23 protein-coding genes and 1 tRNA gene are annotated in these 21,036 nt (G+C 65.3%); 10 read left to right on the top strand and 14 right to left on the bottom strand.

Annotated elements, in window-relative coordinates; translation table 11 throughout:
- Window positions 1–6: 6 nt before the first annotated feature.
- On the bottom strand, window positions 7–603 hold the full coding sequence (locus SynWH8101_RS12685; RefSeq protein ID WP_130130058.1) for a DUF3172 domain-containing protein: 597 nt from the start codon (window positions 601–603) through the stop codon (window positions 7–9).
- Window positions 600–947, bottom strand: coding sequence for an NAD(P)H-quinone oxidoreductase subunit M (locus SynWH8101_RS12680; RefSeq protein ID WP_130130057.1), 348 nt, complete (start codon window positions 945–947; stop codon window positions 600–602). Before SynWH8101_RS12680 ends, SynWH8101_RS12685 begins: the two co-directional genes overlap by 4 nt.
- Before the next feature lie 103 nt (window positions 948–1,050).
- On the opposite strand from SynWH8101_RS12680, the gene pds reads away from it, so the two are divergent.
- Window positions 1,051–2,469, top strand: a complete 1,419-nt coding sequence (pds, locus tag SynWH8101_RS12675) for a 15-cis-phytoene desaturase (protein WP_130130056.1) — start codon at window positions 1,051–1,053, stop codon at window positions 2,467–2,469.
- Window positions 2,470–3,420: a phytoene synthase gene (locus SynWH8101_RS12670; protein ID WP_370587033.1), complete on the top strand. Its 951-nt coding sequence runs from the start codon at window positions 2,470–2,472 to the stop codon at window positions 3,418–3,420.
- A 49-nt stretch (window positions 3,421–3,469) separates the two neighbouring features.
- Here the strand turns inward: SynWH8101_RS12670 and SynWH8101_RS12665 are convergent, their stop codons facing one another.
- Together SynWH8101_RS12665 and SynWH8101_RS12660 are read right to left on the bottom strand one after the other, a co-directional pair.
- The gene (locus tag SynWH8101_RS12665; protein WP_130130055.1) at window positions 3,470–3,904 is read right to left on the bottom strand and encodes an RNA-binding protein; all 435 of its coding nucleotides are present in this window, start codon (window positions 3,902–3,904) and stop codon (window positions 3,470–3,472) included.
- 67 nt (window positions 3,905–3,971) lie between these two features.
- On the bottom strand, window positions 3,972–5,219 hold the full coding sequence (locus SynWH8101_RS12660) for a CCA tRNA nucleotidyltransferase (protein WP_130130054.1): 1,248 nt from the start codon (window positions 5,217–5,219) through the stop codon (window positions 3,972–3,974).
- Here SynWH8101_RS12660 and SynWH8101_RS12655 point away from each other — a divergent pair.
- The 3 genes from SynWH8101_RS12655 to SynWH8101_RS12645 are packed head-to-tail and all read left to right on the top strand — an operon-like array spanning window position 5,218 to window position 6,750.
- Window positions 5,218–5,469 carry a Ycf34 family protein gene (locus SynWH8101_RS12655; protein WP_007101400.1) on the top strand — a complete coding sequence of 84 codons (252 nt, stop codon included), beginning with the start codon at window positions 5,218–5,220 and terminating at the stop codon, window positions 5,467–5,469. The two genes, SynWH8101_RS12660 and SynWH8101_RS12655, sit on opposite strands and share 2 nt — an antisense overlap.
- Window positions 5,466–6,101, top strand: a complete 636-nt coding sequence (gene tsaB / locus SynWH8101_RS12650) for a tRNA (adenosine(37)-N6)-threonylcarbamoyltransferase complex dimerization subunit type 1 TsaB (RefSeq protein ID WP_130130053.1) — start codon at window positions 5,466–5,468, stop codon at window positions 6,099–6,101. Before SynWH8101_RS12655 ends, tsaB begins: the two co-directional genes overlap by 4 nt.
- A 4-nt stretch (window positions 6,102–6,105) precedes the next feature.
- Window positions 6,106–6,750 carry a YdcF family protein gene (locus SynWH8101_RS12645; protein ID WP_130130052.1) on the top strand — a complete coding sequence of 215 codons (645 nt, stop codon included), beginning with the start codon at window positions 6,106–6,108 and terminating at the stop codon, window positions 6,748–6,750.
- On the opposite strand, the gene SynWH8101_RS12640 is transcribed toward SynWH8101_RS12645, so the two are convergent.
- From SynWH8101_RS12640 to rpaB, 5 genes are all read right to left on the bottom strand, one after another.
- Window positions 6,674–7,303: a 1-acyl-sn-glycerol-3-phosphate acyltransferase gene (locus tag SynWH8101_RS12640; protein ID WP_254428129.1), complete on the bottom strand. Its 630-nt coding sequence runs from the start codon at window positions 7,301–7,303 to the stop codon at window positions 6,674–6,676. The two genes, SynWH8101_RS12645 and SynWH8101_RS12640, sit on opposite strands and share 77 nt — an antisense overlap.
- 90 nt (window positions 7,304–7,393) lie before the next feature.
- Complete coding sequence (gene fabD, locus SynWH8101_RS12635; protein WP_130130050.1) at window positions 7,394–8,302, bottom strand: ACP S-malonyltransferase; 909 nt, start codon at window positions 8,300–8,302, stop codon at window positions 7,394–7,396.
- A 26-nt stretch (window positions 8,303–8,328) separates the two neighbouring features.
- Window positions 8,329–9,357: a beta-ketoacyl-ACP synthase III gene (locus SynWH8101_RS12630; RefSeq protein ID WP_130130049.1), complete on the bottom strand. Its 1,029-nt coding sequence runs from the start codon at window positions 9,355–9,357 to the stop codon at window positions 8,329–8,331.
- Window positions 9,358–9,394: 37 nt separating this feature from the next.
- Window positions 9,395–10,753, bottom strand: a complete 1,359-nt coding sequence (gene plsX / locus SynWH8101_RS12625; protein ID WP_130130048.1) for a phosphate acyltransferase PlsX — start codon at window positions 10,751–10,753, stop codon at window positions 9,395–9,397.
- Window positions 10,734–11,480, bottom strand: coding sequence for a response regulator transcription factor RpaB (gene rpaB / locus SynWH8101_RS12620; protein ID WP_130130047.1), 747 nt, complete (start codon window positions 11,478–11,480; stop codon window positions 10,734–10,736). Before rpaB ends, plsX begins: the two co-directional genes overlap by 20 nt.
- A gap of 90 nt (window positions 11,481–11,570) precedes the next feature.
- Here rpaB and radA point away from each other — a divergent pair, with 90 nt between their 5' ends.
- Window positions 11,571–12,983, top strand: coding sequence for a DNA repair protein RadA (gene radA, locus SynWH8101_RS12615; protein WP_130130046.1), 1,413 nt, complete (start codon window positions 11,571–11,573; stop codon window positions 12,981–12,983).
- A gap of 3 nt (window positions 12,984–12,986) precedes the next feature.
- Here the strand turns inward: radA and SynWH8101_RS12610 are convergent, their stop codons facing one another.
- Window positions 12,987–13,508 carry a photosystem I assembly protein Ycf3 gene (locus SynWH8101_RS12610; RefSeq protein WP_130130045.1) on the bottom strand — a complete coding sequence of 174 codons (522 nt, stop codon included), beginning with the start codon at window positions 13,506–13,508 and terminating at the stop codon, window positions 12,987–12,989.
- A 167-nt stretch (window positions 13,509–13,675) separates the two neighbouring features.
- Between SynWH8101_RS12610 and SynWH8101_RS12605 the strand changes: the two genes are divergently transcribed.
- Genes SynWH8101_RS12605 through SynWH8101_RS12595 form a run of 3 tightly spaced genes read left to right on the top strand, consistent with a single transcriptional unit; the run spans window position 13,676 to window position 17,594 of the window.
- On the top strand, window positions 13,676–15,982 hold the full coding sequence (locus SynWH8101_RS12605) for a cation-translocating P-type ATPase (RefSeq protein ID WP_255423197.1): 2,307 nt from the start codon (window positions 13,676–13,678) through the stop codon (window positions 15,980–15,982).
- Window positions 15,979–16,632 (top strand): dTMP kinase, encoded by a 654-nt coding sequence (gene tmk, locus SynWH8101_RS12600; protein WP_130130044.1) that lies wholly within the window; start codon window positions 15,979–15,981, stop codon window positions 16,630–16,632. Before SynWH8101_RS12605 ends, tmk begins: the two co-directional genes overlap by 4 nt.
- A complete protein-coding gene (locus SynWH8101_RS12595; protein ID WP_130130043.1) occupies window positions 16,629–17,594 on the top strand; it encodes a DNA polymerase III subunit delta' in 966 nt (321 codons plus the stop codon). Before tmk ends, SynWH8101_RS12595 begins: the two co-directional genes overlap by 4 nt.
- A gap of 16 nt (window positions 17,595–17,610) precedes the next feature.
- On the opposite strand, the gene SynWH8101_RS12590 is transcribed toward SynWH8101_RS12595, so the two are convergent.
- The 4 genes from SynWH8101_RS12590 to SynWH8101_RS12575 form a co-directional block, all read right to left on the bottom strand.
- Window positions 17,611–18,405: a response regulator transcription factor gene (locus tag SynWH8101_RS12590; RefSeq protein WP_130130042.1), complete on the bottom strand. Its 795-nt coding sequence runs from the start codon at window positions 18,403–18,405 to the stop codon at window positions 17,611–17,613.
- Window positions 18,406–18,706: 301 nt separating this feature from the next.
- Window positions 18,707–18,778 (bottom strand) — tRNA-Asn (locus SynWH8101_RS12585).
- Window positions 18,779–18,801: 23 nt separating this feature from the next.
- Window positions 18,802–19,506, bottom strand: coding sequence for an ABC transporter ATP-binding protein (locus SynWH8101_RS12580; protein ID WP_130130041.1), 705 nt, complete (start codon window positions 19,504–19,506; stop codon window positions 18,802–18,804).
- A gap of 8 nt (window positions 19,507–19,514) precedes the next feature.
- Window positions 19,515–19,778 (bottom strand): hypothetical protein, encoded by a 264-nt coding sequence (locus tag SynWH8101_RS12575; protein WP_130130040.1) that lies wholly within the window; start codon window positions 19,776–19,778, stop codon window positions 19,515–19,517.
- A gap of 173 nt (window positions 19,779–19,951) precedes the next feature.
- Between SynWH8101_RS12575 and psbD the strand changes: the two genes are divergently transcribed.
- Window positions 19,952–21,007, top strand: coding sequence for a photosystem II D2 protein (photosystem q(a) protein) (psbD, locus tag SynWH8101_RS12570; RefSeq protein WP_007100314.1), 1,056 nt, complete (start codon window positions 19,952–19,954; stop codon window positions 21,005–21,007).
- Window positions 21,008–21,036: the final 29 nt, after the last annotated feature.

The following is a 21,036-nucleotide window of genomic DNA, read 5'->3' as shown; positions in this document are numbered from 1 at the left end:
GAAGGATCAGAACTGATCGGCTTCCGGGGTGATGCCCACGGAATCGTCGGCGACGCCCTTGGTGATGAACTTGTTCTCCCGGATATCGGTCTGATAGACGCAGCGCACCACGGGCTTGTCGCGGATGGAGCCGATGTAAGCGAAGGTGTTCATCCGTTGCTTGCATTCCCGCTCCTGGGCGGGAGTGATCGCTCCCTCCTTGCGGAGCACGGCCCAGTTCTCCCGGCGGATCACGCAACCGGCCTGCAGCGCCGGTTGGGTCACGAAGCTGCTCACCGGGTTCATCGTCGTGTACATCTCTACGTCCATGACATAGGCACTGGCACCCCATTGCCTGCAGAACTCCGGATCCGGCACTGCCATATCCAGCTGTTGACTGCTGGCGATGTTGCCCTGATCGCCTTGGGTGGTGCTGGTGACGGCACTGCCGATGCCGATGCCGATCACGAGAACGCCGGCGAGCACGGCGGCGGTGGCCCCGTTGAATTTGAGCCCACCCGGACCGCCACCACCCGTCGGTGGTGGGCCGTAACGGCTCTCCTCGTAGCGACGTTCACCGCTGCGACGGGTGGGCCGGGGGCGGTCGTAGGGGGAACGGCTCACAGCAGTTCTGGGGTGCGGGGTAGTCCCATGGAGTAATTGAGCACCCGGCAGGCCGGGTTGTAGTTCAGGGCGCCGCTCTGCAGCAGGTCGCGAATGCAGCCCTCAAGCTCGGTGCCGATGCGCCGCAGGGTGTAATCGCTCAGTTCCTGGCCGGCCTGGCTGTCCACCAGTTCACGGAACCGCTGCTGCACCGTGCCGATGGTGGTGTCATCCCAGAGAAATTCGTTGTCGGGGTCGAGATCCAGGGTGAGCTGGTCGTCAGCTGGCACCAGGTTGTCGTTCTCCACCCGGGCAGTGAACAGCCGTACGTGGCGGGTGGTGCACTTCAGCAGGGTCTCGGCCATGGCAGGGGGGCGAGCGGAGGCTCCGGTGGCTGTTGAAATCGACTTTAGGAAGCGGCCGGGGAAGCGGTCCTTTTAAGGTTGGCTTCACGATTTCGAGATAGCCATGCGCGTCGCCATTGCAGGAGCCGGTCTGGCCGGTCTGTCCTGCGCCAAATATCTGGCGGACGCCGGTCATACCCCGATCGTGCTCGAAGCCAGGGATGTGCTGGGCGGCAAGGTGGCGGCCTGGAAAGACGAGGACGGCGACTGGTATGAAACCGGTCTGCACATCTTCTTCGGGGCATACCCGAACATGCTGCAGCTCTTCAAAGAGTTGAACATCGAAGACCGGCTGCAGTGGAAGAGCCATTCGATGATCTTCAATCAGCCAGAGGAGCCCGGTACCTACAGCCGCTTTGACTTTCCTGATCTCCCCGCACCGGTCAATGGGGTGGCGGCGATTCTGGGCAACAACGACATGCTCACCTGGCCCGAAAAAATTGCCTTCGGCCTGGGGTTGGTGCCCGCCATGCTCCGCGGTCAGGGCTATGTGGAGGAATGCGATCAGTACTCCTGGACCGAGTGGTTGCGCCTGCACAACATCCCCGAGCGCGTGAACGATGAGGTGTTCATTGCCATGAGCAAGGCCCTCAACTTCATCGATCCCGATGAAATTTCAGCCACGGTGGTGCTCACGGCCCTGAACCGTTTTCTGCAGGAGAAGAACGGATCTCAGATGGCCTTTCTTGACGGCGCACCGCCGGAGCGTCTGTGCCAGCCGATCGTGGAGCACATCGAGGCCCTGGGTGGCGAGGTGCATCGCAACAGCCCCCTGCGGGAGATTCGCCTCAACGCCGATGGCAGCGTGGCTGGTTTTCAGATTGGTGGGGTGAAGGGGCAAGAACCCCGTGAGGTGCAGGCGGATGCCTACGTGAGTGCCCTGCCGGTCGATCCCTTCAAGTTGTTGCTGCCCGAGCCCTGGAAGCAGATGGAGGTGTTCCGCAAGCTGGATGGCCTGCGCGGTGTGCCGGTGATCAATCTGCATCTGTGGTTCGATCGCAAGCTCACCGACATCGATCACCTGCTGTTCAGCCGTTCTCCCTTGCTGAGTGTTTACGCCGATATGAGCATCACCTGCAAGGAATACGAGGATCCCGATCGCTCCATGCTCGAACTGGTGTTTGCTCCGGCCAAGGATTGGATCGGTCGCCCGGATGAGGAGATCATCGAGGCCACCATGGGCGAACTGAAGAAGCTGTTCCCGATGCACTTCGGTGGAGATCAGCCCGCCACTCTGCGCAAATACAAGGTGGTGAAAACGCCTCTGTCGGTTTATAAAACCACCCCTGGCTGTCAGCAGCTGCGGCCGGATCAGGCCACCCCGATTCCCAATTTCTTTCTCGCTGGCGACTACACGATGCAGCGCTATCTGGCGTCGATGGAAGGGGCCGTGCTCAGCGGCAAGCTCTGTGCCCAAGCGGTGGACCGCCAACGCGATCACCTGCAATCATTGACTGATGTCGGCGCGCCGGTCACGGCTTGAATCATGACCCTCGCGCCGCCCGAACCCTCCCAGGCTCACGGGAGTCAGGCCCTCAGCGGGGCTCTGAGGCGGGCTTATGAGGCCTGCCGTCAGGAAACGGCGGAGTGGGCCAAAACCTTTTATCTCGGCACGCTGCTGCTGCCTCCCGAGAAGCGGCGGGCGATCTGGGCGATCTATGTCTGGTGCCGTCGCACTGATGAACTGATGGACAGTGCCGAAGCTCAGGCCCGTCCCCAGGCGGAACTGGCTGAGCGGCTCGATCGCTGGGAGGAGAACACCCGCGCAGTGTTTGCCGGGCGGGTTGGCAGCGATCTTGATGCGGTGATGGTCGACACCTTGGAGCGTTTCCCACAGTCGATTCAGCCCTATCTCGACATGATCGAGGGGCAGCGGATGGATCTCACCTGGACCCGCTATCCCACATTTGAGGATCTACGTCTCTACTGTTATCGCGTCGCGGGCACGGTGGGCTTAATGACCCAGGGCGTGATGGGGTTGGATCCGGCCTACACCACGGCACCCTGGAGCGATGATCCCAACACCTCCGATGCTGCTGTGGCCCTTGGCATCGCCAATCAGCTCACCAATATTCTTCGCGACGTCGGTGAAGACCGTTCCCGTGGTCGCATCTATTTGCCCCTGGAAGATCTGGACCGTTTCGGCTATTCCGAGGCCGATCTCCTGGCTGGTCGCCTGAATGACGCCTGGCGCAACCTGATGGTGTTCCAGCTGGAGCGTGCTCGCCTGTGGTTTGCTCGTTCCGAGGCGGGCGTGCGTTGGTTGTCAGGTGATGCACGCTGGCCGGTGTGGACGTCTCTGCGTCTGTATCGCGGCATTCTTGATGCGATTGAACGGCTCGATTACGACGTGTTCAACCATCGGGCCTACGTGAGTCGCCTCGGCAAATTGCTTGAGCTGCCTCGCTCCTTTGTGATTGCCCAGGCACGCTAAAAAACCCGGGATGTTGAATCCCGGGCTGTAATTATTGTGCGGTCTTCGCTTAGACCGCTGCCTTCTGATTGGCGAGAAGGTCTTTCAGCTTGGAGAGTTCACCCGCCCAGCGAGGGTCGGGAGCTTCCTCGGCCTTCGCATCGCTGTGCACCACTTTGTTCACTGCTTTGCGGGCTGAGCCAGGCGGATGGCCCTGATCGCGACCACCACGGCGACCAGCGGCGCCGGCATTGCTGTCGCGGCGCTCGGACCGTTCCACCCGGAGGGTCTGGCCACCGAACTCCTTGCCGTTGAACTGCTCGATCACAGCATCAGCGACTTTCTCGTCATTCACGTTGGCAAAGCCGAAGCCCCGGCAGCTGCCTGTCTCCCGGTCGAGCACAGCTTTGAAGCGAATCCCCTCTCCCACATTGGCGAGCTGAGACTCCAGTGCTTTGCTGTCGAAGTCTTGCGGCAGGTTGCCGATGTAGAGGCGAACACTCATGAAGGGAGGGGGAAATGGAAACGTGAAGATCCGGTCAGGCCGATCGGGGTCGTCATTGAAAGGCCAGTCAATCACATTGAAGCTTCAGCCATGTCCGGCTTGCGGCGAGGCTGTCCTCGCGATCGTGAATGCGCCCGAAGGCGCGTTCACGCTTGAGGTGATGCAGCAGTCGCCCCAGCAGGGGGCCCTGGGGCAGCTCCAGTTCGCGTTGCAGGGTGCGTCCATCCAGAGCGGCTCGGGGATGGAATAAAGGGTCAGTGTCATCCCGCCAGCGCATCAACCAGTGATCTCGCCTCTCGGGGGGCAGTTGCAGAATCAAGGCTGGTAGGTCGTCTTCCAGCTCCAGATGCAGCTGGAGGCGTTCAAGTTCAGGAAGCGTGTCGAATGCCGCTTCCTCCAGGCGTGTCAGCCAGTGACGCAGCCGGGCACAGCGTTGCCACTGTTTTTTGCTGAAGCGCAGGCTCTGCAGTCCCTGATCCCCCAGGCAGGCGGTGAGCCGGAGCAGGGGCAAGGCGTGGTCGCGTTCGTCTGGGTTGAGGGCCGCGGCGGCCTGTTGCAGGCCAGCCCCCCGCACCGGCAGAGCTGCCGGTGGCGGCCCCTCCAGCTCCTGCCAAGGCCTCAGCAGTTGGAGCTTGTCGAGCACCTCCAGGGCCTGGTCGGCCTGGGGGCCTGCCACCAGCCGCAGCAGTTCCGCCTGAATGCGCTCCGGTGCCGCCCTGGGCAGCAGGGCGCGCTGCCGCCTGAGCATCGCCATGGTGGCGGTGTCGATGCTGAAGGACAGTTCCGCCAGCAGTCGCACGCCTCGCAGCAGCCTCAGCGGATCGTCGATCAGGTTGTTTTCATGGATGGCCGAGAGGCGCCCGGCGCGTAGATCGTCGAGGCCGCCGGTGGGATCGAGCAACTGGGGCTGGGAATCCACCACCAGGGCGATCGCATTGAGCCGGAAATCCCGCCGCCACAGATCCGCCTCCAGGTCGGCCCCGTCCTGCCGGGCCAGATCGAGGGTCCAGCCCTTCAGCACCAGGCGGGCCATGTCGCGTTGGGCATCGAGCACCACGCAGGCGCCGCCATGCTCTTGGGCCAGCTGGGCGGTGAGCTCCAGGGCGCTCTCGGGTACCACCAGATCGAGATCCGGTTGGGGGCGCAGCCGCCCGATCAGTCCATCTCGGATCGCTCCCCCCACGAGGGCCGCGCCCGGTGGCAGGGCCGTGAGTGGGATCGGCCAGCGCTCCGGTGCCAACCGCTGCCAGAGCAGCGAGGCCCATGCGCGGGGCTCCGCCTCCAGAATGGATGGCTCAGCGGCATGGCGAGGCATGTGCATCTGCGTGGATTGCCGCTGGGTGGATCGCTGCCAGGCCTATCACGCGGTGGAGCGGCAGCACGGAGCCGAGCACCTCAATCCGGCTCCGGATCTGGAGCCCCGAAAGCCCCGGATTCACATCAGCGTGCGCGATCTGGAGGGCGGGCGTGTGGGGGTGGAGTGGGACGTCCGCGCCTGCGACAGCTTTGAGGCTGAGCCTGGGCGCTGGCAGCGTCTGCGTCCGGGTGCGAAGCTCCCTCCATGACCCGCTGGCTCCTGGCGCTGCACAGTTCGACCCCCGATCTTGGGGTGGCCGTGCTCGACGCCGACCACCCCTCCGACACGCGGCGTCATCTCGTGCTTTCCTGTGGCCGCCGACTGACCAACGATCTGATCCCGGCCGTGCAGCTGCTGCTGCCGTCTGAGCAGTGGTCGTCAATCACTCGCCTGGCGGTGGCCACAGGGCCGGGCGGGTTCACCGGCACCCGATTGACGGTGGTGATGGCGCGCACCCTGGCGCAGCAGCTGCAGGTTCCCCTCGATGGGGTGAGCAGCTTTGCCCTGATGGCGCCCCGGCTAGCCCGAGATGCTGCGGCCGGGGTCGATTGCTTCGATCCGGTGCAACCGTTCTGGATCGTGCAAGACCTGCCTCGCCGCGGTCGCGTCGGCGGCTGCTATCGCTGCAACCCGGCTGAGCTCGGTGCGGTGGAGCTGGAGGCTCCTCGCCTGCTCGCTGCTGATGCCCAGCCCCGTCCGGCCCTGCCCATGGCAACGGGCGTGGAAGCGGATGTGCAGCATCTGCTCGCTCTCTGTTACCAGGCCGATCAGCAGCGGCTCCCGGCCGCCTGGTCGGAGGTACTCCCCCTGTATCCCATGTCGCCGGTGGGTGTGGTGTGAGCCGATGGGGCGCCGCCTTGTGATCCTGAGCGCCGCGGCGCTGCTCGGCGCGCTCAGCGCCTGGCCGTTGCGGCCCTATCGCCAGGCCTGGTTCACGCGTCAGCCTCCCCAGCGCGTTTTGGTGCTGGGCGGCGATGTGGATCGGGAAAAGGCCGGTCTGCAGCTTGGCCGTCGCCTCGCACTTCCTGTGGTGGTGAGTGGCGGCAGCAATCCCGAATACGCCCATTGGCTGATGGATCGCGAGGGCCTGAGCCAGAGCCGGGTGCGCCTGGATTACCGGGCCAAAGACACCCTGGGCAACTTCACCTCTCTGGTGGATGATCTCAAGCGTGAGGGCGTGCAACACGTGCTTTTGGTCACCAGTCGCGACCATCTGCCCCGGGCGATCGTGGTGGGGCGGCTGGTGGCTGGCAGTCGGGGCATCCGCCTCACCGCCGTGCCGGTGGCCTGTGCGCCCCGTTGCCTCGAGGAGAGCCTGGGGAAGCAGGTGGGCGATGGTCTGCGCGCTCTCGCCTGGGTGCTCACCGGTCGGGATCTCAAACCCTGGGCGCGGATGTCGTGGGGGCGATGGCTCAGTGGGGGGGCCGGCCCGGCAGACCCTGGCCCAGCAGACCTTGATCCAGGAGGCCCTGATCGAGCAGGCCGTTGATCCGTTGCTGGAGTTCCCGGGTGGTGGCTTCCAGATCGGGTTTGCGGCGACTGGCTGGAGCCGGGATCGGGGTGCCGATTCGGAGCAGGATCGGCACGGCGCGCAGGCGCCTCTGGCCCGGGCCCCAGGCTCTGTGGCTGTTCACGATCGCCACGGGGAGGAGGGGGGCGCCACTGCGGGCGGCGAGCAGGGCAGCGCCTGGCATCGGCTCATTGACCCGGCCATTGGCTTGGCGGGTGCCGTCCAGAAACACGCCGGTGGCCCATCCCTGCTCGAGGCGGGCCGTGGCGGTGCGGATTGCCTCGCGATCACTGGCTCCGCGCCGCACGGGGTAGGCGCCGCAGGCGCGGATAATCGGCCCCAGCACCGGAACGTCAAACAGTTCCGATTTGGCCATGAAGGCGACCGGACGCCCGAGGGCATGGCCCAGCAGCGGCGGATCCAGATGGGAGCCATGGTTCGCCACCACCACAACAGGGCCCTGCATCGGCACATTCTCGTTCCCCACGGTGCGGCCTCTGAACAGACCGCGGAACACGGGAAAGACGAGCATTGAGCTCACCAGGCGATAGGTGAGGCTCGGCCGCGGCGTGAGCAGCACCGGTGCTGCAGACCCTGGCCTGGGAACGGGGAGTGCCAAGGATCAGAGCCCCAGATCGGCCGCTCCGGCCAGGGAGCTGAGCGTCACTCCCGGCATGGAGCGCTTCGCCAAGCCGCTGAGCACGTTGCCAGGCCCGATCTCCACCATGGTGTCGATCGAGGCGGCTTGCATCGCCGCCATGGTGTCCCGCCAGCGCACCCCGGTGGTCATCTGCTGCCGGAGGCGTTGCTTGAGCACGGCGGCATCGCAGCTGGGGGTTGGATCGGTGTTGCTCAGCACCGGGAAGCGAGCGTCTTCGAAGGCGACAGCCTCGAGGTGGCTGGCGAAGGCTTCGGCGGCTTCCGCCATGAACGGCGAGTGAAACGCCCCGGAGACGGCCAGGGGAATGGCCCGTTTGCAGGTCAGCTGCTCACTCACGTGCTGCAGGGCCTCCGGGGTGCCGGAGAGCACAACCTGGGCGGCGCTGTTGTCGTTGGCGATCACCACAGCGTCGTTGGCGGCCACCAGCGCCAGGAGTTGATCGCGGTCGAAGCCGATCACGGCAGTCATGGCGCCACCCCCGGCGGCGGCCATCAGCTCGGAGCGGCGCAGCATCAGCTCCAGCCCGGTGGCGGCATCAAAAACCTCAGCGGCGTAGAGCGCCACCAGCTCCCCCAGGCTGTGGCCAGCCACCAGAGCCGGCTCGCGCTGCTGCCGCCGCAGTTCGTCCACGATCAGCGATTCGACCACAAACAGGGCCGGTTGGGTGTTGCGGGTGTCGTTGAGATCGTTGGGCCCGTGCCGTTCGGGATCGTCACTGCCGGGCTCGCCCCGACAGATCGCCAGCAGATCGCGTCCGAGCAGGCGTGAGGCGAGGGCGAAGCGTTCCTCGGCGCCGGGAAGGTTGAGCACGGGATCGGCCATCCCGGTCTTCTGAGAACCCTGACCGGGAAACACCCAGGCGATCGACATCAACCAAGCGCAGCTGTGCGGCGAGCCTACGAGGGGCCTTGCCAGCGGAACAGGGCGGCGCCCCAGCTGAGTCCTGCGCCAAAGCCACTGCTGGCGATCCGATGGCCGGGTTGGATGCGCCCGTCACGGACCGCTTCGTCGAGCATCAGCGGAATCGTGGCGGCGGAGGTGTTGCCGTAGTGGGCCAGGTTGCTGAGCACCTTGGCGTGGGGAAGTTTGAAGCGATCGGCCACCGCATCGAGGATGCGCTGGTTGGCTTGATGCAGCAGCAGCCAGTCGAGGCTGTCTGCTGCCGTCTCTGTGCTTTGCAGGAGGTGATGAAGAATCGCCGGCACCTCGCGCACCGCGAACTTATACACCTCCTGCCCGTTCATGCTGATCGGTGCAAAGCCCCCCACCTGATGGCTGGTGCCGTCCACCAATGCTTGTCGCTGCTGATGTTGGGAGAGGTTGAGGCAGTCGCCCCGAAGGCCATCGCTCCGTAAGGCAAAGCCGAGTAACCCATCCTCGGCCGGTGTGGTGGCTTCGAGCGCGACCGCGCCGGCCGCATCACCGAAGAGCACGCAGGTGCGGCGGTCATCCCAGTCGACCCAGCGGCTCAGTTGATCCGCCCCGATTACCAGCACTCGGCGCATCGCCCCGGTGCGCAGGAACTGGGCAGCGGTGACCAGAGCGAACAGAAAACCGCTGCAGGCGGCCGTGAGGTCAAAGGCCACGGCCTGCCTGGCGCCGAGCAGCGCCTGCACTTTGGGTGCTGTGCCGAAAAGGTCGTCGGGAGTGGAGGTGGCGAGCAGCACCAGGTCGACACTCTCGGGCGACCAGCCAGCCATGGTCAGCGCTGCATCGCCTGCCTCGTGGCTCAGGTCGGCCAGGCTCTGCTGTGGTCCGCAGATGCAGCGCTCACGAATGCCGGTGCGGCTGCGGATCCATTCATCGTTGGTGTCGACCCGCAGCCCGAGCTGCTCGTTTCGGATCGTCTGCTCACCCTTGGCGCTGCCGCTGGCCACCAGGGCCACGCCACCGGTCGCACCGGAGAGTGGAGCTGATCCAGCCAAGAGACACGGTCGCAGGGTCGGCGTCAGTCAACCACAGTCAGGCCTGCACGGCCTGCTTTGGCTCGCCGAGGGCGGCGAGGTCGTCCATCACGCCATGGCTGGCGGCCGAGTGGGCCAGCCGCAGGGCACTCAGCACCGAAAGGGCCCGGCTGCTGCCGTGACCGATCACGCAGATGCCATTCACCCCCAGCAGCAGGGCGCCTCCGTGTTCGGCGTGGTCCAAGCGCTTCTTGATGCGCTTCAGATTGCTGCGCAGGAACGCGGAGCCCACCTTGCCGCGCCGCCCCCGTGGCAACTCCGCCCTGAGCACATCGAGCAGCACGCTGCCCACCGACTCGAGGAATTTCAGCAGCACGTTGCCGGTGAAGCCGTCGCAGACCACCACATCAAAGGCACCGGAGAGCACGTCGCGGCCTTCACAGTTGCCGGCGAAATGCAGGCGCGACTCCTCCTTGAGCAGCGCATGGGTGCGCAGGGCGAGATCATTGCCCTTGCACTCCTCCTCGCCGATGTTGAGCAGTCCGATGCGGGGCTGCTTCACCTGCAGCACATCGCGGCAATAGATGTTGCCCAGCAGGGCGAACTGGTGCAGGTAGGCGGGCTTGCAATCCATGTTGGCGCCCACATCGAGTACCAGCACGGGCTGGCCTGGATCCTTGGTGGGGAACAGGGCGCCGATCGCCGGTCGATCGATGCCGGCGAGCCGCCCCAAGCGGAAGATCGCTGACGCCATCACGGCACCGGAATTCCCGGCGGAATACACCGCCAGCGCCTCGCCGCGTTTCACCAGGTCCATGGCCACGTTGATGCTGGCTGTCCGCTTGCGGCGCACGGTGGTGGCCTCTTCATGCATGCCGATCGAGGGGCCGCTGGCCACCAGTTCCAGATGGCCCAGGGCGATCGCCTGCTCCAGGGCATCGCTCAGGTCCATGGCGGCCGCGGCCGCCAGCACTCGATCGGTTTCTCCCACAAAGCGAATCCGCAGCGGCAGTCGCTCGATCGCCTCCAGGCAGCCCTCCAGGATCGGGCCCGGGGCATGGTCACCGCCCATGCCATCCACGGCCACCCAGAGTCGGGCGCTGTCCTCGATCACCGCATCGTCGGTGCCGCTACCACCCTGCAGTCGTCGCAGGGGATCGAAGACCAGCGGCTGCAGCATGCTGCCGGCCATCGTCCCGGCGCTGGACACCACCGTTCCCGCCATGGAGCCGACCGAACCGGCCACCTGGCCGGCTGCCGTTCCTGCGGCACTGGCGGATGTGGCGGCGGTGCCCACCAGGCTGGTGACGGCAGCGTTGCGTCGATACCAGATCACCAGCCGTCGCACGGCGCGGGATCGGCGGGGTTTGCTCCGGGGCGAGGAGGTCGCGGCGGAGTCAGGGTCCTTCGGAGGCAACGGAGTCGACGATGCGCTGGAACAGATAGCCGGTGCCGCGAGCCGTGAGGATCAACTCGGGGTTGGCCGGATCGTCTTCCAGTTTGGAGCGAAGTCGGGAGATATGAACATCCACCACCCGCGTATCCACATGGCGTTCCGGGGTGTAGCCCCAGACTTCCTTGAGAATTTCACCGCGGCTGAAGGGCTCGCCTGAGCGGCTCACCAGCAGCTCCAGAAGGCTGAATTCCATTCCGGTGAGTCGGATCCGCTCATCGCCACGGAACACCTGGCGTTTGTTGGTGTCGATGCGCAGGTCGGCCACCTGGATCACGCCGGAATTGGGGATACCCGCCACCTGCTCCTTGTCGACCCGGCGCAGCACGCAGCGGATGCGGGCCTCCAGCTCCTTGGGACTGAAGGGCTTCACCACATAGTCATCGGCACCGAGCTCCAGCCCCGTGATCCGGTCGGCCACATCGCCCAGGGCGGTGAGCATCACGATCGGCACATCCGATTCCTTGCGCAGCTCCTGGCAGACGCCGTAGCCGTCGAGCTTCGGCATCATCACGTCGAGCACCACCAGATCCGGTTCACTGGCGCGGAAGCACTCGAGGGCCTCGTTGCCGTCGCTGGCAGTGATGACGTTGTAACCGATCATCGACAGGCGCGTCTCCAGGATCCGCCTGATGCTGGCCTCGTCATCGACGACCAGGATGGTTTCCTTGGCAGAACCGGAGGCTGTCATGTGATCAGCAGCCATTACAAGATCTCGTCACACATAAGTTGATGGGGGTGCCCATCATTCACTCAGCGCCAAGTTTCTTCACAGTTCGACGTGTCACGGTCGCGCTCCTTCTTTGTTTGCCAGAGCTGCGGGGCCCAGACCCGTCAGTTCTTCGGTCGCTGCAACAGCTGTGGGAGCTGGAACTCCCTGGTGGAGCAGGCTGCGCCCAAATCTGACGGCCGTCGCCGGCGGGCTTCCGCCGATCCGGCGACCACACCGACAGCGCGCCGGTCCATGGCCATCGATGCGCTCGCGGATCAGCCTCTGCAGCGCTTGGCGAGTGGCTATGGAGAACTGGATCGCGTGCTCGGCGGTGGCGTCGTGCCCGGTTCTCTGGTGCTGGTGGGCGGCGATCCCGGCATCGGCAAGAGCACCTTGCTGCTGCAGAGCGCTGCGGCGATGGCTGTGCAGCGCTCGGTGCTCTACGTGAGTGCGGAGGAGTCTGCGGCGCAGGTGAAGCTGCGTTGGCAGCGCCTGCAGGATCCGGTGGGGGTGGAGGCCGTTCAGAGCCTGCAGCTCCTGGCCGAGACCGATCTCGAGCTGGTGCTCGAGGAACTGGAGGCGCTGCAGCCGGATGTGGCGATCATCGACAGCATTCAGGCCCTCCACGATGGGGAGCTGTCCAGCGCTCCGGGCTCCGTGGCCCAGGTGCGGGAGTGCGCCGCCGCTCTGCAACGACTCGCCAAACGCCAGAACACGGCCCTGTTGCTGGTGGGGCACGTCACCAAGGAAGGGGTGCTGGCCGGGCCCAAGGTGCTCGAGCATCTGGTGGACGCGGTGCTCACCTTCGAGGGGGATCGCTTCGCCAGCCACCGGCTGCTGCGGGCCGTGAAGAACCGCTTCGGTGCCACCCACGAACTGGGCGTGTTCGAGATGCGTGGGCAGGGCCTGGCGGAAGTGGGCAATCCGAGCGAGCTGTTTCTCAGTGGTGATCAGGCCAGCGGTGTGGCCACGATCGTGGCCTGCGAAGGCACACGGCCGCTGGTGGTGGATCTGCAGTCGTTGGTCAGCACCACCAGCTATGCCAGTCCGCGCCGCACCGCCACCGGCATTGCTGTGAATCGCCTGCATCAGATCCTGGCGGTGCTCGAAAAGCACATGGGGTTGCCCCTCTCGCGCTTCGACTGCTATCTCGCCGTGGCCGGCGGGCTCGAGGTGGAGGAACCGGCCGCGGATTTGGGGGTAGCGGCCGCCGTGGTGGCCAGTTATCGCGATCTCACCCTGCCGGCCGGCACCGTGTTGCTGGGGGAGCTAGGGCTCGGAGGCCAGCTGCGTCCGGTGACGCAGCTGGAGTTGCGCCTGCAGGAGGCGGCCCGACTCGGCTTCCGGCGGGCCGTGGTGCCCAGGGGCAGCGGACTCGGCGCTGCAGCGGCGGCCCTGGATCTCGAACTGTTGGAAGCGGCTCGGATCACGGAAGCCCTGGTGCTGGCTCTCGGCGTGGATCCGGCCGACGATCGCGCCTGATCCTCAGAAATACACATCCACGTTGCTGCGGCCCGTCGACTTGAGCCAGTTCTCGATGTCGAGATAGCCACCCGGATTGAGGCGCACGGCCTGGGTCCACACATCGGCGGCGCGGTCGAACCAGCGGTCGGCGTCGTCGCGTCGCCCTTCCTCTTCCGCCGTGCGGCCCCGTTTCTCGTAGATGAGGCCCATGTTCTTGAGGCAGGACGGTTGCTTGGGGTTTTCATCAAGTGCTTTCTGATAGGTCTCCAGCGCCCGCTCTTCCTCGCCGTTGCTCATGTAGATGATCGCCATGTTCTTGAGGGTTTCGCCGCGATCGATCGGGTTGTCCTCCAGCTTCAGACTCTCTTCGTAATTCTCCAGAGCTTCGGCGTAATCGCCGTCGTTCTGGGCCGAGAGACCATCGCGGTAATACACGTAGGCCTCCTTCGCGCGTGCATTGATCGGCAGCAGCTTCACGATCAGATCGGCCATCACCGTGAAGCTTTTGTCGATGAAGTTGTCGTTGCGATTGCTGCGGGGCACGGCGCGCCTGCTCAGGTGCCTCCATCCTGGGGCAACCAGGCCTGCCTAGCGTGGTGAGCCTGTTAACGTTGATCTGAGCCCCGCTGGTGACCACCCATCCGGCCCCCACTTCGTCGCCTGCCGCGTCCAGGCTCACACCGTCTGGGCCTGGTGCCTCCAGCGGCACCGTGCTGCTGGATGTGGAAGGGATGAAATGCGGAGGCTGTGTGCGCGCGGTGGAACGCACGCTGTTGGAGCAGCCCGGCGTGCGCGACGCGAGCGTGAATCTGGTCACCCGCAGCGCCTGGGTGCAGCTGGCCGACGATCGGCCGGGGCGGGACGACGGCCTCGAGCCCGTGCTCCAGGCCCTTGCCGATCGGGGCTTCCCCGCCAAACCCAGGGGGGTGTCTCCTGTGGAGGCCGACGATCCTGAACGGCTTTGGGGCTGGTGGCGCCAGTGGCGTCAGTTGATGGTGGCGCTGGTACTCCTGCTGCTGTCGGTGCTGGGACATCTGGCCGAAGGCGGCCAACTCCAGGTGCCGATTCTCGGTGCCTTGCCCTTTCATGCCGCTTTGGCCACGGTGGCGCTGCTGGGTCCGGGCCGGTCGATCCTGTTGGGTGGCTGGGCGGCTGCCCGGGCCGGCGCACCGAGCATGGACACGCTTGTGGCTCTCGGGGTGGGCAGTGCCTACCTGGCCAGTGTGGTGGCTCTGCTGTGGCCCCAGGTGGGCTGGCCCTGTTTCTTCAATGAGCCGGTCATGCTGCTCGGCTTTGTGCTGCTGGGGCGATTCCTCGAGGAGAGGGCGCGGTTGCGCACGGGCCGTGCCCTGCAGGAGCTGGCGTCGCTGCAACCGAATGTGGCGCGGCTGCTGATGGATGACGGCACGGTGCGGGAAGTACCAGTGTCCGATCTCCGCCCCGGTGAGCGGGTGCAGCTGTTGGCGGGCGATCGGGTGCCGGTGGATGGCTTGGTGGTGGATGGCGGCTCGGCGGTGGATGTGTCGAGCCTCACGGGTGAACCGCTGCCCTTGGAGGCCGCACCCGGCACCGAGCTTTCCTCGGGCAGCCTCAACCTGGAGGCGCCCCTGGTGCTTCAGGTGCAGCGGGTGGGGGCGGAAACAGCCCTGGCCCGGATCATCGCTCTGGTGGAGCAGGCCCAGGCCCGCAAGGCCCCGATCCAGGGGCTGGCCGATCGGGTCGCTGGCCTCTTCTGCTACGGGGTGGTGTCCCTGGCGCTGATCACCCTGCTGTTCTGGTGGTGGATCGGCGCCCGTCTCTGGCCGGAGTTGCTTGCTTCTGGCCATGGCATGCAGAACGGAATGCAGCACGGCATGGCCCATGGCTTGCATGCGCCGTTGGGTGCCGGGGCGGAAACACCGCTGGGTCTGGCGATCCAGCTGGCGATCGCCGTGCTGGTGGTCGCCTGCCCCTGCGCCCTTGGCCTGGCCACGCCCACGGTGATCACCGTGGCCTCGGGCTTGGCGGCCCGTCAGGGCTGGTTGTTCCGCGGCGGCGATGTGATCGAGCAGGCCGCCGACCTCTCCCGAGTGGTCTTCGATAAAACCGGCACGCTCACCCTGGGGCGCCCCCTGGTGTCCAAAGTGCTGGCCGTTGACGATCCGTCTCGGGCCTTGCAGCTGGCGGCGAGCCTGGAACAGAGCAGTCGCCATCCCCTGGCCCACGCCCTGCTTCAGGAGGCCCAGCGCCGTCAGCTGCCGCTGCTGTCTGTGGAAGCCAGCCACACCATCCCAGGCGCCGGGGTGTCCGGCCGCCTCGCAGGAGTGGACGGCACCGTGCTGGTTGGCACACCCGAGTGGTTGCAACGCCAGGGCGTGGCCTGGGGGAAGGCCGAACAGCAGCAGCTCGACCAGCTGGCGGCAGCGGGCCCTTCCCTGGTGGCGGTGGCACTGGAAGCGCGCTTTCTGGCCCTGATCAGTGTCGATGACCGCCCCAGGCCCGATGCCGCCACGGCGGTGCGCCGGCTGGCGGATCAAGGGTTGCAGCTAGCCATGCTCAGTGGCGATCGGCGTCAGTCGGTGGAGCGTCTGGGTGGTGAGCTCGGTTTTGGCCCCCAGCAGTTGGCCTGGGGACTCCTGCCCGAGCAGAAGCTGGAACGGTTGGAAGCGTTCCGAACGGAGGGGGCGGTGGCGATGGTGGGGGATGGCATCAACGATGCCCCCGCTCTCGCCGCGGCCGATCTGGGGATCGCGGTGGGAACAGGCACGCAGATCGCTCAAGACACGGCTGATCTGGTGTTGCTCGGCGATCGCTTGGAGGGTGTCCCCGAAGCGCTGCTGCTCGCGCGCCGCACGATGGCGAAAGTGCGTCAGAACCTTGTGTGGGCTTTCGGTTACAACCTGATTGCCCTGCCCGTGGCGGCCGGGGTGTTGTTGCCCGGTTTCGGTGTGCTGCTCTCGCCTCCGCTCGCTGCCCTCCTGATGGCCCTCAGCTCGATCACGGTGGTGCTCAATGCCCTCAGCCTGCGGCTGCCATGACCATCCAGCGCGGCCGGCTGCTGGTGCTGGAGGGGATTGATGGTTGTGGCAAAACCACCCAGATGGCCCATCTGGTCGCCTGGTTGCCAATCAGTGGGTTGATGCCATCAACGGCTCGCCTGATTCAGACCCGGGAGCCTGGAGGCACCGCTCTGGGGCAGGCCCTGCGCGAGCTGCTGCTCCATCCTCCCGAGGCGGCGGCACCGGAAGCGGTGGCGGAGTTGCTGCTCTATGCAGCGGATCGAGCCCAGCATGTTGCTCAGGTGATTCGGCCCGCCCTCGAGCGGGGTGACTGGGTGCTCAGTGACCGTTTCACCGGATCGACCATGGCCTATCAGGGGTTTGGGCGCCAATTGGATCAGGCCCTAATCCGTCAGTTGGCGTTGATCGCCACCGGCGGATTGACACCGGATCTCACCATTTGGCTCTCGCTGCCTGTGGCGGTGAGTGTGGAGCGCCGAGGGGGCCGCCGTGCCGATCGGATCGAGGCGACGGGCCTGGCCTTTCTGCAGCGGGTGGCGGATGGTTTTGCTGCCCAGGCAGCGGAGCAGGGGTGGCTGGAGGTGCGGGCGGATCGCCCCCTGGCCGAGGTGCGTGAGTCCCTGGAGGCGCTGCTCAGCCAACAGGCCCGGCGCTGGGCACGCCTGTGACGGCGTTGTTTGCCGACCTGGTGGGGCAGCCGCTGGCCGTGTCTCTGCTCGAGGCGGCCCTCCGCTGCGACCGGATCGCTCCCGCCTATCTGCTGCATGGCCCCGACGGTGTGGGCCGTCGCCTGGCGGCGCTCCGTTTCCTCGAGGGGGTGCTGGCCGATGGTGAGCCGGATTCCAGGCAACGCCGGCGTCTGGAGGCCCGCAATCACCCCGATCTGCTCTGGGTGGAACCCACCTACAGCCATCAGGGGCGCCTCGTGCCCCGCTCCGAAGCGGAGGAGGCCGGAGTGAATCGACGCTCCCCTCCCCAGGTGCGTCTGGAGCAGATCCGGGAGCTCGGCCGCTTCCTGGCACGGCAGCCGCTGGAGGCACGGCGTGGTCTCGTGGTGCTGGAGGAGCCGGAAGCGATGGCGGAGGCCGCAGCGAATGCTCTGCTCAAAACCCTGGAGGAACCCGGGCATGGCTTGTTGATCCTGGTGTCGGCGGCCCCCGAGCGGTTGCTCGACACCATTCGTTCGCGCTGTCAGCAGATCCGTTTTGTGAGGCTCAGCGCTGAGGCGATGCATCAGGTGCTGGAGCGGTTGGATCCAGCGCTGGCGTCGTCGGCCCTTGAGGCCCTGAAGCAGCCGGATCTGGCCGCCCTGGCAGCGGGATCACCCGGTGCGCTCCTGCATCACGCTGCGCAATGGCAGGCGGTGCCGGAAACCCTGCGTCAGAGGCTGGAGCAGCCGCCACAACAACCGGTGGAGGCCCTGGCGCTGGCGCGGGAGCTCAGTGAAGAGCTCAATGGTGAGCAACAGCTCTGGCTGCTTGCCTGGTGGGAGCAGGTGCGTTGGCGGCAGCAGGGCCGTGAGCAGGATCTGCAACGGTTGCAGCGTCTGCGCCAGCAGTTGCTGGCCTATGTGCAGCCGCGCTTGGCCTGGGAGGTGGCGCTGCTGGATCTGCTCGTTGTGAACGCCTGATCAGGGTGGGTACCCCTCAGGCGCTGGCCCGTTTGGCCTGCTCGTGCTCCTCGCGGTTTTGGCGGGCCTGGGCCAACACATCGCCCAGATCTTCAAGTTGAGCGCCGGTGGGTAATTCCAGGCAGTAGCCGGCGCCATACACGGTTTTGATGAAACGCGGTTTGCGCGGATCGGGCTCGAGTTTGGTGCGCAGGTGTCGCACATGCACCCGGATGGTTTCGATGTCGTCGTCTGGTTCGTACCCCCACACCTCTTTGAGGATCAACGATGGCGCCACGGTTTGACCATGACGCTGCAGCAGGCAGTGCAGCAGCTCGAACTCCAGGTGGGTGAGGCGCACGGGATTGTCAAACCAGATCGCCTCGAAACGTTCCGGCACCAGGGTGAGCGGGCCGTAGCTGAGGATTTCCTGGTGAGTTCCGCTGCCGACGGGCCCCCGATCACTGCGACGAAGCAGAGCTTTGATCCTCACCTGCAGTTCTTCGAGGTCAAAGGGTTTGGTGAGGTAGTCGTCGGCACCGGAGTTGAAGCCACTCACCTTGTCTTTGGTGCCGCCCAGGGCCGTGAGCATCAGGATCGGGATGCCAGCGGTGCGTTCATCGCGGCGGAGTCGCTGACAGAGCGTGAGGCCATCGACCTTCGGCAGCATCAGGTCGAGCAGGATCAGATCGGGGGAGTACTGCAGCGCTAGGGCCTGACCCTTGATGCCGTCTTCGGCGCGTTGCACATCAAAGCCGTTGTGCTCGAGGTGCCCGCCCACGAGCTCGCGCATATCCCTGTCGTCTTCAATCAGCAGGATGCAGGGTTTCATCAGACGTCAGACGCGGGCGAACAGGGAAACGAAACGCGAATCAATCGTTGTGCGGATTCTCCCAAGATTTGTAGGCCCATGCAGGGGTGGTCACCGCGGCGACAGAGCGATCCCTCAGTGATTGATCTCAGGCGGGGCAAGGGATTTGCCGCTGTGGCGGCGTCAAGACCTTCCAAGGCTCTTCAGAAAGTCTTTCGAATCCCGTCGCCTTTATGACGAATTTTCCGCCTGTCGAGGAAAAAGCGCGCGATCGTTAGCCAAAAAAAAGCCGCAGCTCATGGCTGCGGCAATAGTGATGAAGCTCCCCGGGCGGGATTCGAACCTGCGACCAATCGATTAACAGTCGACCGCTCTACCGCTGAGCTACCGAGGAATGGCACCCGAAGAACTTACCCCTCAGCCCCGCCGACCGGCAAGGGCCTGAAGCCGTTGCCGCAGCTGGCGGCCTGATTGCCAGGCGCCGATCCGTCCCTGTTCCATGCGGGCGGCTCCATCGGCATGGTCGAGCTCATCGAGCCGATGGGTCACCCAGAGGGCTGTGAGGGGGGCCCGGGAGCGATGGCAGAGCTGCTGCACGGTTCCCAGCACCGTCTGCTGGCTGGCGGGGTCGAGCAGGGCGGTGGGTTCGTCGAGCAGGAGCAGGCTGGCTTCGCTGGCGAGGGCGCCGGCAATCGCCAGCCGCTGTTTCTGGCCGCCGCTGAGGGTGTGGATCGGACGAGACACCATGCCTGCAAGACCCACCTGTTCCAGGGCTTGTTCAATTCTGTGGGGGCGCTGATCGGCCGGGCAGCCTGGCGGCAGATGCAGCAGCAGCTCACTGCCACAGCTGGGGAGCAACAGCTGATGGTCGGGGTTCTGAAACACCAAAGCCGGGCGGAGGTGATGGCTGATCCGTCCGTGCTGCGGCGTGAGCAGCCCGGCAAGCAAGCGAAACAGCGTGCTTTTGCCACTGCCATTGCTGCCCACCAACATCCAGAGGCCGGAACCGGGGATCTCCAGGCTGCAGTGGTCCAGGGCCCTGGTTCCACAGGGCCAGCTGTAGCTCAGGCGTTCAATGCGAACGCTGCCCCGACGTGTGGACTCATCCGTGGCCTCAGGCATTCTCAGCCTCAGGAATCAAATGCAAAGCCGGGGCGCTTGCTGCCGCCGCTGGCGGCCGCCTTTTCGTAAATCTGCACAGCGAGAACGTCGTTGGTGAGCACGCTCACCCGCTTGCCATCGACCTTTTCGCAGCTCAGTTCCATCAACCTTGGTTGCCCCTGCTCCATGCTTTGGCGCACCTGCTGATAGAGGGCCTCGGCATCGTGGAGTTCCTTGCGTTGCACCGAGACCGGCACGGGGCTCATCCTCAAGGCCAATTCAACGATGTACACAGCGGATCCACGTCACTGCTGTCATTGTCGCCAATCGGCACAGGCTTTCGCTCAGGCGTTCAGGCTCTCCTGAGTATTTCCACTCAACTGCCGCGGCTTGCCCGGAACTCCGTCCCCACAGATGGGACGACACCCCTTAGGCTCGGCACGTAAAGCTTCATGAAGCGCCTCTCATGACGATCGCTGTAGGACGCGCGCCACAGCGGGGATGGTTCGACGTCCTCGATGACTGGCTCAAGCGCGACCGCTTCGTTTTTGTCGGCTGGTCCGGCATTCTCCTCTTCCCCACGGCCTATCTGGCCATCGGTGGTTGGCTCACCGGCACCACCTTCGTTACCTCCTGGTACACCCACGGCATCGCCTCCTCGTACCTGGAAGGTTGCAACTTCCTCACCGCTGCGGTGTCCACCCCCGCTGATGCGATGGGCCACAGCCTGTTGCTGCTCTGGGGCCCTGAGGCCCAGGGTGACTTCGTGCGCTGGTGTCAGCTCGGTGGCCTCTGGGCCTTCGTGGCTCTCCACGGTGCCTTCGCCCTGATCGGCTTCATGCTGCGTCAGTTCGAGATCGCCCGTCTCGTCGGCATCCGTCCTTACAACGCCATCGCCTTCTCCGGTCCGATTGCGGTGTTCGTCAGCGTCTTCCTGATGTACCCCCTCGGCCAGAGCAGCTGGTTCTTTGCGCCCAGCTTCGGTGTGGCAGCGATCTTCCGCTTCCTGCTCTTCCTGCAGGGCTTCCACAACTGGACCCTGAACCCCTTCCACATGATGGGCGTGGCCGGCATCCTTGGCGGTGCTCTGCTCTGCGCTATCCATGGCGCCACCGTGGAAAACACCTTGTTTGAGGACGGTGAGCAGTCGAACACCTTCAAGGCGTTCGAGCCCACCCAGGAAGAAGAGACCTATTCGATGGTCACCGCCAACCGCTTCTGGAGCCAGATCTTCGGGATCGCCTTCTCCAACAAGCGCTGGCTGCACTTCTTCATGCTGTTCGTGCCTGTGATGGGCCTGTGGACCAGCTCCATCGGCATCATCGGCCTGGCCCTCAACCTGCGCGCCTACGACTTCGTGTCACAGGAAATCCGCGCTGCAGAAGATCCCGAATTCGAGACCTTCTACACCAAGAACATCCTTCTGAATGAAGGTCTGCGTGCCTGGATGGCACCGGCTGATCAGCCGCACGAAAACTTCGTCTTCCCCGAAGAGGTTCTGCCCCGTGGTAACGCGCTCTGATCGAGAGGTTGGCCATTGCGTTTCGATGC

The sequence above is a fragment of the Synechococcus sp. WH 8101 genome, from assembly GCF_004209775.1.
In the GTDB taxonomy this organism is placed as follows: domain Bacteria; phylum Cyanobacteriota; class Cyanobacteriia; order PCC-6307; family Cyanobiaceae; genus Synechococcus_C.
Note: the sequence above shows the minus strand (reverse complement) of the source record. Positions and strands in the feature narration are given on the sequence as shown.